15 protein-coding genes are annotated in these 13,523 nt (G+C 31.5%); 6 read left to right on the top strand and 9 right to left on the bottom strand.

The window, feature by feature from the left end; all coding sequences use genetic code 11:
* The first annotated feature begins 2 nt into the window (after positions 1–2).
* Together KO494_RS13935 and KO494_RS13930 are read left to right on the top strand one after the other, a co-directional pair.
* Entirely contained in the window at positions 3–911 is a 909-nt protein-coding gene (locus KO494_RS13935; RefSeq protein WP_252730403.1) for a DUF2279 domain-containing protein, read from the top strand.
* 154 nt (positions 912–1,065) lie between these two features.
* Entirely contained in the window at positions 1,066–1,710 is a 645-nt protein-coding gene (locus KO494_RS13930) for a lytic transglycosylase domain-containing protein (protein WP_215968219.1), read from the top strand.
* 4 nt (positions 1,711–1,714) lie between these two features.
* Here KO494_RS13930 and KO494_RS13925 read toward each other — a convergent pair whose 3' ends face one another.
* From KO494_RS13925 to dnaA, 4 genes are all read right to left on the bottom strand, one after another.
* Entirely contained in the window at positions 1,715–2,431 is a 717-nt protein-coding gene (locus KO494_RS13925; RefSeq protein WP_215968218.1) for an SAM-dependent methyltransferase, read from the bottom strand.
* On the bottom strand, positions 2,431–3,831 hold the full coding sequence (locus KO494_RS13920; protein WP_215968217.1) for a PQQ-dependent sugar dehydrogenase: 1,401 nt from the start codon (positions 3,829–3,831) through the stop codon (positions 2,431–2,433). Before KO494_RS13920 ends, KO494_RS13925 begins: the two co-directional genes overlap by 1 nt.
* Positions 3,832–3,902: 71 nt before the next feature.
* Complete coding sequence (locus KO494_RS13915) at positions 3,903–4,361, bottom strand: low molecular weight protein-tyrosine-phosphatase (RefSeq protein ID WP_252730402.1); 459 nt, start codon at positions 4,359–4,361, stop codon at positions 3,903–3,905.
* Positions 4,362–4,390: 29 nt separating this feature from the next.
* Positions 4,391–5,818, bottom strand: coding sequence for a chromosomal replication initiator protein DnaA (dnaA, locus tag KO494_RS13910; RefSeq protein ID WP_215968216.1), 1,428 nt, complete (start codon positions 5,816–5,818; stop codon positions 4,391–4,393).
* A gap of 182 nt (positions 5,819–6,000) precedes the next feature.
* On the opposite strand from dnaA, the gene KO494_RS13905 reads away from it, so the two are divergent.
* Positions 6,001–6,393: a thioesterase family protein gene (locus tag KO494_RS13905; protein ID WP_215968215.1), complete on the top strand. Its 393-nt coding sequence runs from the start codon at positions 6,001–6,003 to the stop codon at positions 6,391–6,393.
* A 9-nt stretch (positions 6,394–6,402) separates the two neighbouring features.
* Here KO494_RS13905 and KO494_RS13900 read toward each other — a convergent pair whose 3' ends face one another.
* From KO494_RS13900 to KO494_RS13880, 5 genes are all read right to left on the bottom strand, one after another.
* A complete protein-coding gene (locus KO494_RS13900) occupies positions 6,403–7,017 on the bottom strand; it encodes a YigZ family protein (protein WP_215968214.1) in 615 nt (204 codons plus the stop codon).
* A complete protein-coding gene (locus tag KO494_RS13895; RefSeq protein ID WP_215968213.1) occupies positions 7,018–7,881 on the bottom strand; it encodes an EamA family transporter in 864 nt (287 codons plus the stop codon).
* Positions 7,878–8,489 (bottom strand): HAD family phosphatase, encoded by a 612-nt coding sequence (locus KO494_RS13890; RefSeq protein ID WP_215968212.1) that lies wholly within the window; start codon positions 8,487–8,489, stop codon positions 7,878–7,880. The genes KO494_RS13895 and KO494_RS13890 overlap by 4 nt, the downstream gene beginning before the upstream one ends.
* Before the next feature lie 88 nt (positions 8,490–8,577).
* Complete coding sequence (ribD, locus tag KO494_RS13885; RefSeq protein ID WP_215968254.1) at positions 8,578–9,561, bottom strand: bifunctional diaminohydroxyphosphoribosylaminopyrimidine deaminase/5-amino-6-(5-phosphoribosylamino)uracil reductase RibD; 984 nt, start codon at positions 9,559–9,561, stop codon at positions 8,578–8,580.
* A gap of 7 nt (positions 9,562–9,568) precedes the next feature.
* Complete coding sequence (locus KO494_RS13880) at positions 9,569–10,024, bottom strand: LEA type 2 family protein (RefSeq protein ID WP_215968211.1); 456 nt, start codon at positions 10,022–10,024, stop codon at positions 9,569–9,571.
* A 51-nt stretch (positions 10,025–10,075) separates the two neighbouring features.
* Here KO494_RS13880 and KO494_RS13875 point away from each other — a divergent pair, with 51 nt between their 5' ends.
* Genes KO494_RS13875 through ligA form a run of 3 tightly spaced genes read left to right on the top strand, consistent with a single transcriptional unit; the run spans position 10,076 to position 13,445 of the window.
* Positions 10,076–10,567 carry a GNAT family N-acetyltransferase gene (locus tag KO494_RS13875; protein WP_215968210.1) on the top strand — a complete coding sequence of 164 codons (492 nt, stop codon included), beginning with the start codon at positions 10,076–10,078 and terminating at the stop codon, positions 10,565–10,567.
* Between the two features lie 19 nt (positions 10,568–10,586).
* Positions 10,587–11,450: a peptide chain release factor N(5)-glutamine methyltransferase gene (prmC, locus tag KO494_RS13870; RefSeq protein WP_215968209.1), complete on the top strand. Its 864-nt coding sequence runs from the start codon at positions 10,587–10,589 to the stop codon at positions 11,448–11,450.
* On the top strand, positions 11,451–13,445 hold the full coding sequence (gene ligA / locus KO494_RS13865; RefSeq protein ID WP_215968208.1) for an NAD-dependent DNA ligase LigA: 1,995 nt from the start codon (positions 11,451–11,453) through the stop codon (positions 13,443–13,445).
* Positions 13,446–13,523 lie beyond the last annotated feature (78 nt).

Genomic DNA, 13,523 nt, shown 5'->3' with positions numbered 1-13,523 from the left:
TTTTGAAAAATATTTTATACTTCCTATTTGTAGTATACGCCACAACTACTATTTACGCACAGTCTAAAATAAATGTATTTTTAACACCAAGCGATTCTTTAAATAAACCCAGAAGAAATGCATTAGTCATAACAGAGGCTTCTGCAATTGGTTTATCCTTAGTTGGTTTAAACCAGTTATGGTATGCAGACTATGAAAACTCTAAATTGCATACGCTTAATGATAATGATGAGTGGCTTCAAATGGATAAGTTTGGGCATGTGTTTTCTTCGTATCAAGTTGGTCGAGTGGGAGCAGACCTTTTAAAATGGAGTGGTGTACGTAAAAAAGACCAGATATTATATGGAGCAACTTTAGGTTTTGGCTTTTTAACTGTAGTAGAAGTTTTTGATGGATACTCTAAAGAATGGGGTTTTTCTTGGGGAGATATGCTGTCTAATGCTGCAGGAACAGGGCTTTATATTGGTCAAGAATTACTTTGGCAAGAACAGCGCGTTACTTTAAAATACTCTTTTCATCAAACTAAATATGCTTCACAAAGGTCAGATAAGCTAGGAGAGGGCTTACTAGAAGAAATGTTAAAAGATTATAATGGGCAAACCTATTGGCTAAGTGCCAATGTGCATTCTTTTTTAAAAATTGAAAAAATACCTAAATGGTTAAACCTTGCTTTTGGTTATGGTGCACACGGAATGCTTACAGGAACAAACGAAACCACTGCAGATGTTTTTATACCTCAAGATAGAATAAGACAATATTATTTAAGCTTAGATATAGATTTTTCTAGAATAAAAACAAACTCACACATCTTGAAATCTGTTTTTAGTGTTTTAAACGTAATTAAAGTACCATTTCCTACGTTAGAAATAAACAATAAAAACAAAATAAAGTTTCATACTATATATTTTTAGATTACTTGTTTTTATGTAGTGTTGCTAACACTCTAATTTTTAATAAGAAACGTGTAAATGACTGATTTTCAGATTTAAAAAAAATGTTGTATATTTGCAGGCTGAAAATTTAATGTGATTATTACTATTAATTATTACTGAAAAATTATTCGTTATGATAAAAAATATTAGCAAGTTTACGTTACTATTAACTATTTGTACTTTATTGAAACTTTCGTTTTCCTCTGAAGCATTTATAGCTTTATTAAACCCTGAAACTAAAGAAGTAGCAAAAGTAGAAGTTTCTAATAGAGTATTTGCTTATAATACCCCAAAAGAGAAATTTACACCAACTTTAGGAAAATCATTTGTAGGTTTTAAAGAAGCATTAGCTTTTAAAGAATCTAGAGGAGATTACTTTACAGTAAATAAGTTTGGGTATTTAGGAAAATACCAGTTTGGAGCAGAAACTCTAAAATTAATAGGTATTTATAACCCTAACCAATTTTTGCAAAATCCAGAATTACAAGAAAAAGCATTTATTGCAAATGCAGAACGTAACAAGTGGATTTTACGTAGAGATATTAAGCGTTTTAATGGTATGACCATTAATGGTGTACTAGTAACAGAGTCTGGTATACTAGCTGCAGCACATCTTGCAGGACCAGGAAGTGTAAAAAAATACCTAAGAAGCTATGGTGCTGTAGGTTTTGAAGATGCTTTTGGTACCTCTATTAAATACTACATGAAAAAGTTTTCAGGGTATGATACTTCTATATTAAAAGCAAATAAAAAAGCAAAAGCAACTTCTATAGTTTAGTTGCTTAGCTTTTATGAATTATAAAAATGGTTGGTCTTTTATGAAGGTCAACCTTATTTTTTTTCCACTCATTCACCGTTTTTGTTTTTATAAATTCTGTACTAAGTGTAATATCACAAGCTACACAAACATCTGTGTTGTTATTTAATGTTAGGCAAATGTCTTCTAGCATTTTATTGTTTCTGTAAGGTGTTTCAATAAAGATTTGCGATTGGTTTTTTTCAAAAGAAAGACGTTCTAAGTTTTTTAATTCTTGTTTTCTTTCTGCTTTATCAATTGGTAAATACCCATTAAATGTAAAACTTTGTCCATTCATTCCAGAGCTCATAATAGCTAGTAATATAGATGAAGGGCCAACTAAAGGTACTACTTGTATGTTTTTATGGTGTGCAATTTTTACAACATCAGCGCCAGGATCAGCAACTCCAGGACAACCAGCTTCAGATAATAAACCAACATTTTTTCCTTGCAAACAAGGGTCTAAATAGCTAGGTAATTCTGTAACATCAGTAAACTTGTTTAAAGGAAACAAGGTAAGGGTAGATTGTTGCTTTTTAGGATAAATGCTTTTTATAAAACGTCTTGCTGTTTTTTCGTTTTCAACAATAAAAATATCTACTTGTTCTATTACTTTTTTTACAGAAATAGGTAAAACTTCTAAAGGAGCATTGTCTCCTAATGTTGTAGGTATAAGGTATAGTTTACCAATAATTTTGTCCATTAATCTTTAATAAATTTACTTGTTTTTATAGCGCCGTTTTCTGCAATAACTTTAATTAAGTACAAGCCGCTTTGCAGTTTTTTGGTATCTATAGTTGTAATGTTGTTGTTAGGTTTAAAAATAGTTCTAACTAGTTTGCCTTGCAAATTAAAAACATTAATTTCTTTAATAGGCTGTCTTGTGCTTCTAAAATCAAAATTTAAACTATCTTTTGTCGGGTTTGGGTATATTTTTAACTTAAATATACTTTGTTCTTCTGTGCTTAAATCTGCATCAATTATTTTGTAAATATTTCCAGAGCTAAGTCCTGTTATATATAGTTCTCCATTTATGTCTTCGGCAAAAGCAGAAAAACCATTGCTGCCAAAATCATCAATAAAGGTAAGGTTAAAAGAATTTCCGTTTCCTTGCACATAGCCTATTTCATCACTACAATAATCTGCAAAAAAGTACAATCCTTGTAAGGTTGGTTGTGCAGTACCTCTATATCTGTAGCCTCCTGTAATAGAACATTTAAAGGCGCCATCATTACTGTGTGTGTATTGCGCAACAGGAAAAGTTAAGCTGCTTGAAGACGGACAATTGGTGGTATTGTAAGTTGCGTTTCCTTCATAACAACGCCATCCATAATTAACGGCTAAACTGCCTCCTGTAACCATATTTATTTCTTCTATTTGGTTTTGCCCTACATCTGCAATCCAAATATCTCCAGTATCTCTGTCAAAAGACCATTTCCAAGGGTTGCGTAAACCATAAGCCCAAATTTCTTGTTTAATTCCGTCACTAGCTCCATAAAAAGGATTGTCTGCAGGAATAGCGTAATTATGTGTACTGCTTGTTTGGTCTACATCTATTCGTAATAATTTACCTAATAATGTAGTTAAATCTTGTGCTCTATTACCAGGATCACCACCAGAACCTCCATCACCTGTAGAGATATATAGATAGCCATCTGTACCAAAATGCATATCTCCTCCATTGTGATTAGAAAATGGTTGACTAATACTCAAAATTTCTAATTCTGAGTCTGCATCCGCAGTATTTATAGTACTTCTTGTAAATCTAGAAATTACAGTATCTCCATTATCGTTGATATAGTTTACATATAAATAACCATTGTTAAGGTAGTCAGGATGAAATACCATAGCAAGTAAGCCTTGTTCACTACCAGAATTTCTAACTAAAGTATTTATATCTAAAAAAGGAGTGTTGAGTATGGTTCCGTTTGGGCTAACAATTTTAATAATTCCAGATTTTTCAGCAACAAAAAGTCTATTGTCTCCTGCGTGTTTTATGTTTACAGGACTTGAAAGTCCGCTTGAAAAAAGTTCTATATTTATATTTTGAGAAAAACATAGAACAGAAAAAAGAGCTAATAGTATGGTTATTACGGGTTTCATTCTATAAATTTTAAGAAGTGATTCTTATAAAGTTACAAAAAATAATAACCAATATGTTGAAAGTGAGTGTTTTAGTGTTTTGTAATTTTTTCTTTAATTACATCTGTAGCTTCATCTAGCATTTTAAAAACATTCTCAAAACCTTGTTGACTATCATGATAAGGATCAGGAACATCGTAGTTTTGATTTGGATAAATTTCGTTTAAAATAAGCTTTACTTTAGCTATGTCTGTTTCGTTTCTAGCTAATTTTACAACGTTTTTAAAGTTAGAATTATCCATTACATAAATGTAATCAAAAAGATCAAAATCTGTTACAGAAAACTGTCTGCCACGTTGGTTTGTTATATCAATACCGTATTTAGAGGCAACTTCAATAGAGCGTTTGTCTGGTAAATCGCCAATATGATAGTCTCCTGTTCCTGCAGAATCTATAGTAAAAATATCTTCAGAAAGTTTAGAGCGTAAAATACCTTCTGCCAAAGGAGAACGACAGATATTACCAAGGCAAACCATTAGTATTTTTGTCATAATTTTAAAAAAAGATAATTGTTATAAGCTTAAACCGAAAGCTTTTTGGTTAAATCCTCTACGTATTTTCTAAACTGTTTATCTGTAGCTGTTAAGTTGTCTACTGTTTTACAAGCATGAAGTACAGTGGCATGATCACGTTTTCCTATTTGTGAACCAATACTTGCTAATGATGCTTTTGTTAGTTTTTTAGCAAAAAACATTGCAAGTTGTCTTGCTTGAACAATATGGCGTTTTCTTGTTTTAGACTGTAAAGTATCTACATCCATTTGAAAATAATCGGAAACTATTTTTTGAATGTAATCTATAGAAACTTCACGTTTCGTGTTTTTAACAAATTTTTCAACTACTTGTTTGGCTAAATCAATAGTAACTTCTTTTTTGTTAAAAGAAGATTGTGCAATTAAAGAGATAATTGCTCCTTCAAGTTCTCTAATATTTGTTTTAATATGTTTAGCAACATACTCTATAATATCATCAGGCATTTCTACACCATCACGATATAATTTATTTTTTAATATAGAAACACGTGTTTCAAAATCTGGACTTTGCAATTCTGCAGAAAGACCCCATTTAAATCTAGATAATAAGCGTTGCTCAATATCTTGCATGTCTACAGGAGCTTTGTCACTTGTTAAAATAACTTGCTTTCCGTTTTGGTGTAAATGGTTAAATATATGGAAGAATACATCTTGTGTTCCAGATTTACCAGATAAAAACTGTACATCATCAATGATTAAGATGTCTATTATTTGGTAAAAATGAATAAAATCATTTCTATTATTCTTTTTAACAGAGTCTATATATTGTTGCGTAAATTTTTCGGCAGAAATATATAAAACGGTTTTTTCTGGATATTTGTCTTTGATATCTACACCAATAGCATGCGCTAAATGTGTTTTACCAAGCCCAACACCTCCAAAAATTAATAGAGGGTTAAAAGAAGTTCCGCCTGGTTTACTAGCAACAGCTAATCCTGCGCTTCTAGCTAAACGGTTAGAGTCTCCTTCTAAAAAGTTTTCAAAACTATAGTTTGGGTTTAATTGCGATTCAATTTTTACATTTCTAATTCCTGGAATAATAAAAGGGTTGCGTAATTCGCGGTTTTTATTGTTTAAAGGAATATCAACATCTTGAGCTTTTACAGCAGATCTATTTGAACTAGGTATTTTTTCTGTAAAAGGTTGCTTATTACCATAAGTGTTTTCCATTTTAATAATGTAAACTAGTTTGGCAGATTCGCCTAACTCTTTGGTAAGTGCTACTTTTAATATTTTCACATAATGCTCTTCAAGCCACTCATAAAAGAATTTACTTGGCACCTGAATGCTCAGTGCATTATCTGCAAGTTTAACTGCAACAATTGGTTCAAACCAAGTTTTATAAGCTTGCGGTTGGATGTTATCTTTTATAAAATTAAGACAATTATTCCAAGCCGATTGCGCAGTAATACTCATTATTTTTTGTGAAATTTATTGTTAGTTAAAAAAAGAGGAATTGATTTCCTCTTGTTGATTATAGCTCGGCAAATATGTGAACAAAATTATTAATAAAAAAATATTTTATAGTTGATTATTAAGAATTTTTTTTGCATGTTTAATCTGTATTCGAAACTACAAAAAATTATTGATATAATAGAATGAAAGTGAATGAAATTTTTATAAGAATTAGATATGGTGAAACAGACCAAATGGGTGTAGTACATCATGCTAATTACGCATTATACCTAGAAATGGGTAGAACAGAGTGGTTGAGAACGTTTGGTATTTCTTACAGCGAAATGGAAAAACAAGGAGTGATGCTTCCGGTAATTTCTATGGCTTTAAAATATAAGAAATCAGCATACTATGATGAGGTAATTAAAGTGAAAACACAACTTAAAAAAATACCATCTGTTAAGATCGAGTTTGACTATGTTATTACCAATGAAGCAGACGAAATTTTGGTAGAAGCAAGTACTGTTTTAGCATTTATTAATATGAAAACCAAAAGACCAATGAAGTGTCCAGATTATATTTTAGATAAGTTATAACAGTATTTATTAAACCGTTTTAATTTGTATCTCAAATTGATTATTAAAAGTTTCAAAAACTGTTTTAGCTTCGCTTTTTCTAACAGCGATGTATACTTTGCAATCTAATTCTAAAACTTGATTGGTGACATTTAAGTTTTTTTCTTTAATAATACGCATTACTTTATTCATGTTTTTGTATTCAAAAGAGATACAGTATTGTACGTTAATTGTTTTTTTAACAATATTAGAGGCTTCTAAAGCCATTTTAGCTCCTGTTTTGTAGGCGTTTATTAAGCCACCAACGCCTAATTTTACACCTCCAAAATAGCGTACAACTACAATAAGTATGTTGGTAACATCAAAAGATTGAATTTGTCCGTAAATAGGCATTCCTGCGCTATTGTTAGGTTCTCCATCGTCATTTGCTCTGTAAGAAAGGTTTTTTTCTTCGGTGCCAAATTGGTAGGCATAACACCAGTGTCTTGCAGAATGGTGCTGTTTTTTTAGTGCTTCAATATGTTGTTTGGCGTCTTCTTCGTTTTCAACAGGAAACGCATAACCAAAGAATTTAGAGTTTTTATCTTTAAATAAAACTTCTTCAGATGGTTTTGTTATGGTTTTATACGTGTCTTTTTCTTCCATTTATGCTAAAGTAATTAATACTATAGAAATTATGGCAAGTGTAATTCCTATCCAATTTTTGGTTTGTAGTTTTTCTTTAAAAAATATAAGGCCAATTATAGTAGATAGCATTACTATTGCTACATTATTTACTGTAAAAATAGTAGCACTTTCAATACCTTCAAATTGTAATGCTTTTAACAACATGTAAATAGAGTAGTAGTTGGTGATTCCTAAAAGAAAACCGAAAAAAATACTTCTATAATCAAACTTAAATTTTCTTTTTAAAGCTTGCATAGTAAGTATTATAACGCCTATTAAACCTGCAATACAAAAAATGGTTGCAGAAAAAATGGGAATCCCGTTTTTAGAGACATAGCTTGTTTCTATAAATTTAATAGAGGTATCTATTACTCCAGAGCCTAAAAATAATAAAACGGGTAAGCTTAAATTTTTGTAGTTAAAACTACTCGTTTTTGTTTTTAAAGAGGTTAAATACACAGCAGCTAATGCTAAAATAATACCAATTGTTTTTTGCCAACCTAAACTTTCTTGGTATGCGTAAATACCAAATATTATAGGAATAACAACACTCATTTTACTAGCTACAGAAGCAGTTGTTACTCCATTGCGTTGTGCTGTTAATGCCATAACATTAAAAATAGAAATAAAAAGAAAGCCTAATCCTACTGCACCATAAAACCAATCTTCATGTATAATGCTAGAGATATTTATGTTTTCATTATAAGATAAAACTCCTGTTAGGCATGCTGTAAAATAGTTAATTACTATAGCTTGTAGCGTGTTGATTTTGTATTTACCAAGTAGTTTAAAAATTATAAAAATACAGGTAGAAGCTATAATGCTTAGTAAAAGATATATCAAAACAAGTCTTTCTTAATGGTAAATAAATCGATGATATTTTCTTTGGTTTCGTCAATATTCCAAACATGAATACCTAATTGTTTTGCTGCTTCAGTGTTTTCTAAAGTATCGTCAATAAATAAGGATTCTTCTGCTTTTATGTTGTTTTGTGCTAGCACAAATTTATAAATGTTAGCATTTGGTTTGCGTAGTTGAATTTCATGCGACAGATAAAAAGCATCAAAACAGGCTTTAAATTCTTCGTAAAAAGAAACATTTTCTTTTATCCAGTCTATATGAAGCTCATTTGTATTGCTTAATAAAATAAGTTTGTATTTTTTTTCTGAAGCTAATTGTTGTACAAATTCTAATCGCTTACGCGGAAAGTCTTTTAGAATAAAATTCCAAGCATTTTTAATAGCATCTCTTGTTAGTTTTGGGAAATTTTCTTGGTAGAATTCAAAAAACTCGTTAGTTTCTAGTAATCCTTGTTCATATAAGGTGTTGATGGCTACAAGTTCTTCTGGAAGCGCGTCTACTTCAAAGGCTTGTAAGGCATTTTGCATGGCTCCAACTTTGTCTAAATTGATAAATACATCTCCGAAATCGAAAATTAGGTTTTTAATCATGTTTTTTTGTTCTTCCAGCAAAAGCAGGAATCTATTTAATTAGTAAGTTTATTGTGGATTGCTACTTTTGTAGCAATGGCTGCACAGTTTAATTGTTAATAAATATTTTAAGAGTATCTGCTATTATTGTTTTGGTAGAAACCATTTTTCCTGAAAACGATGGTGCTTTTACTCCTTGTTTAAACAATATGTTTCCTGTAAATATTCTAGCTTCATCCCAAAGGTTTTCGTCTATAAAAAGTTGCAGTGTTTGCGCTCCTCCTTCAATAATAATAGAATTAATATCATGCTTGTATATTGCTTGACAAATAGTTTTAGCTGTTTTTTCTTTTAAAACAATGGTTTCTGCGTGGTTGTTAAACACAGCGTATGCTTTAGAGAGTAAGTTGTTTTTGTCTAAAACCACACGAGTTGGGTTATTACCAGTAAAATCTCTAACCGTTAAACTTGGGTTGTCTTGTATTACTGTGTTAGCACCAACTAAAATTGCTTGTTCCTGTGCACGCCATTTGTGTACTAGTTGTCTGGATATTTCATTGGTTATCCAAACGGGTTTGTTTTCGTTTTTAGTTTTTGGTGCAATAAAGCCGTCTGCAGTTTCTGCCCATTTTAAAATAATATAAGGACGTTTTTTATTGTGAAATGTAAAAAAACGTTTGTGGTGCTCTTTACATTCTTCTTCTAAAACTCCAACAGTTACATTACAACCAGCATCTCTTAGTTTTTTAATTCCTTTTCCTGCTACTTCAGGGTTGTCATCTACACAGCCTATAACTACATTGGGTATTTTGTGTTTGATAATTAAGTCACTACAAGGAGGTGTTTTACCAAAATGACTACAGGGTTCTAAGGTAACGTATAAGGTTGCTTCTTTTAATAGTGTTTTGTTTTGTACAGCCTGTATAGCGTTTACTTCTGCATGATTGCCACCATAAGCACTAGTGTAGCCTTCTGCAATAACTTTATTGTTGTGCACAATTACAGCGCCAACCATTGGGTTAGGTCTTGTAGTGCCTAAACCAAGTTTGGCAATTTGTATGCAGCGTTGTATGTAGTCTTTGTGTGTGATAATAATAAGCTTAAAATTTTATTTTAACGTCTTCGGTTTCATCTACATCATAGGTATGCGAAAAGCCTAATACTTTGTATTTAATTTGCCCTTTATATTGTACTTTCATTTTTTGACTTAAAAGGCTTCCTAATAAACCACTCAGGCTTTTGTTGCTTAAAAGACTATCTGTAGGTACATTTGCTTCTAAAGGAATAGAAAATTCTTTTCTGGCAGGTACTTTAAAGCTTTTTGTTTTCACTGTTGCCATTTGGTTGTTGTTAACAAATACTTTAATCTCATCGGTTTTTAATTCGCCACTTATATCGTTAGGATTTATAAAATAGGCATCTGCACTAAGGGTAATGTATTTAGAGTTAGAATCGTCTACTTTTATATTGTCTACTCTTACAAACTCTGGTTTCTCTTTAATAGAACAACTTAAAAAAGTACCTATTACTGTTAATAAGATTATAAGCTTCTTCATTTAAATTTTTTTAGATTTAATGTATCTTCACAGCAAAAATAATATTTAAAAGTGAGTAATAGCAATATCATTATAAGAGAAATTGAACAAAAGGATAATGCGCAAATAGAAGCAGCTATAAGAGGTTGTTTTCACGATTTTGACATTCCGTTAGTTGGTACTGCTTATGAAGATGTAGAAACCACTAAAATGTTTGAATCTTACCAAAATAATAACGAGGTTTATTATGTGGTGGAGTTAGACGGAAAAGTTTTTGGTGGCGCAGGAATAAAGCCTTTAACAGATTTTGAAACCGAAGTATGCGAAATTCAAAAAATGTATTTTGCTGCAGAAATAAGAGGTAAAGGTATTGGAAAACCACTTTTTGAAAAATGTATGGAAGCTGCTAGAAAAATGGGATATAAACAATGTTATTTAGAAACCATTTCAAGCTTAAAAGCTGCAATTCATATTTACGAAACCTATGGATTTAAACACTTGGAGGCTCCTTTAGGAAATACAGGGCATTCTTCTTGTGGTATTTGGATGCTTAAAAATTTATAATTTCCTTATCCTTTTTTAAATGAAATTAAAAGCAATAAAAGAAACGTTTCATAAAGCGCTTGATGTTATTTATGGTAAAGAGGAGGTAAGTAGTTTTTTCTATTTGTTAATAGAATCGTATTGCCATTTTACAAGGTTAAAATTAGCATTAGAGCCTGAAAAAACAATATCTAAAGCAGAAGAAGAGTTGCTATTACAAGCGTTAAACAGGCTGAAAGAGCAAGAACCAATTCAGTATATAATAGGAGAAACTGAATTTTATGGTTTGCCTTTTAAAGTAAATAAAAACACCTTAATACCAAGACCAGAAACCGAAGAGCTTGTAGAATGGGTTATTGCTTCTAGAAAAAAGAATACTCCTTTAACTATTTTAGATATTGGAACAGGAACAGGTTGTATAGCTATTTCATTAGCTAAAAACTTACCAAATGCTACCGTTTATGCCTTAGATGTTTCCGCGAAAGCGATAGAAAAAGCAAAAGAAAATGCCGCATTAAATGATGTGGAAGTGGAATTTATAGAAGCCGATATTTTAAAAGAAAAGTCTTGGAATTTAAAGTTTTCTAATTTAAAATTTGACATCATTGTATCTAATCCGCCTTATGTTAGAAACCTTGAAAAGCAAGAAATGAGCACCAACGTATTAGCTAATGAACCACATATAGCTTTGTTTGTAGAAGACAATAATCCGTTACAATTTTATAGCGCAATAACAACATTTGCAATTGCTAATTTAAAACCCAAAGGCGAATTGTATTTTGAAATAAACGAATATCTTGGTAAAGAAATGATTGCCTTATTACAAGAGAATAATTTTGAAAACATAGAATTAAAGCAGGACATTTTTGGAAAAGATAGAATGTTAAAAGGAATTAAAAAGTAAATGAATACAAAAGAATACATACAAAACTTACGTGACGAACTTCGTGAGCACAACTATAATTACTACGTACTAGATAATCCTACCATTAGCGATTTTGATTTTGATAGTAAATTAAAAGAACTTCAAGATTTAGAAGCAAAACACCCTGAGTTTTATGATGCTAATTCGCCAAGCTTACGTGTAGGAGGAGAGGTTACTAAAAATTTCAATACTGTTGTGCATGAACACAGAATGTATAGCTTAGATAATTCGTATTCACTAGAAGATTTACAAGATTGGGAAGCCAGAATTAAAAAAATGGTAGATGGTCCTATTCAATATACTTGCGAGTTAAAATATGATGGAGCATCTATAAGTTTAACCTATGAAAACGGAAGTTTGCTACGCGCAGTAACTCGTGGTGATGGTATGCAAGGAGATGAGGTTACAGCAAATATAAAAACTATAAAATCGGTACCATTACAATTAAAAGGTAGTTATCCTGCAAAGTTTGATATTCGTGGCGAAATTGTTTTGCCTTTTGAAGGGTTTAATAAGATGAATGAAGAACGAATAGATATTGGCGAAGAACCTTATAGAAACCCAAGAAATACCGCTTCAGGAAGTTTAAAACTTCAAGATAGTGCAGAAGTAGCAAAAAGACCATTAGAGTGTTTGTTGTATAACATTACAGGAGATAATTTAGGTATAGCTACACAAATGGAAAGTCTAGAAAAAGCCAGACAGATGGGCTTTAAAGTTCCAGAAGCAGCCAAACTGGCAAACTCTATAGATCAAGTTTTAGCGTTTGTAAATTATTGGGATACAGAAAGACATAATTTGCCTTACGAAACAGATGGAGTTGTAGTAAAGGTGAATGATTTACAACAACAAGAAGAATTAGGATATACAGCTAAAGCGCCACGTTGGGCAATGGCGTATAAGTTTAAAGCAGAACAAGTTTCTACACGCTTAAATAGTATTTCTTATCAGGTTGGTAGAACAGGAGCTATAACACCTGTAGCAAATTTAGAACCTGTAGAGTTGGCAGGAACCACAGTAAAACGCGCTTCTTTACATAATAGTGACCAAATAGAAAAGTTGGATGTTAGAGTAGGTGATGAGGTGTTTGTAGAAAAAGGAGGAGAAATTATACCAAAAATTATTGCTGTAGATTTTACAAAGCGACCAAGTGATTCCCAGCCAACGCAATACATTACACATTGCCCAGAGTGTAATACACCTTTAGAAAGGTTAGAAGGAGAAGCAAAACATTTTTGCCCTAATTATACTGGTTGTAAACCGCAAATAGTAGGTAGAATACAACATTATATTTCTAGAAAAGCAATGGATATTGAAGGCTTAGGAGGAGAAACCGTTGCGCTTTTAGTAAGCGCAGGATTGATTACTAATTATGCTGATTTGTACACCTTAACCAAGGAGCAAGTCATGCCTTTAGAACGAATGGCAGAAAAAAGTGCAGAGAATTTAGTAAATGGTATTGCCGCTTCTAAACAAATACCTTTTGAAAGAGTGCTTTTTGCTTTAGGTATAAGGTATGTAGGAGAAACTGTTGCTAAAAAATTAGCTAAGCATTATAAAAGTATTGATGCTATAGCAAAGGCTTCACAAGAAGAATTGGTAAATGTAGATGAAATAGGAATTAAAATAGCTGAAAGCGTTTTAGCCTTTTTTGCTTCAGAAGAAAACATACATACCATTGAAAAGTTACGAAGCTTTGGCGTGCAATTAGAGGTTTCTGCAGAAAAATTAGCAAACCAAACCAATAAACTGGAAAATCAAATTTTTGTAGTTTCTGGTGTTTTTGAAACCGTTTCAAGAACAGAGCTAAAAAAGTTAATAGAAGATAATGGAGGTAAAGTGTCTTCTTCTATATCTGCTAAAACTAGTTTTATTGTTGCTGGAGATAAAATGGGACCAAGTAAAAAAGCTAAGGCAGAAAAATTAGGAGTACCTTTAATTACAGAACAAGAATTCTTACAAAAGGTCTTGTAGTTGCTGGAATTAACATTTAAAACCGATTAAAAGTAGATTTATATCGATAAGTTGTGATTTTTATTTATATTTGAAGCG

It is taken from the genome of Lacinutrix sp. C3R15 (genome assembly GCF_018860825.1).
In the GTDB taxonomy this organism is placed as follows: domain Bacteria; phylum Bacteroidota; class Bacteroidia; order Flavobacteriales; family Flavobacteriaceae; genus Oceanihabitans.
The sequence above is the reverse complement of the archived record's forward strand: the minus strand, read 5'-3'. Positions and strand labels throughout refer to the sequence as shown.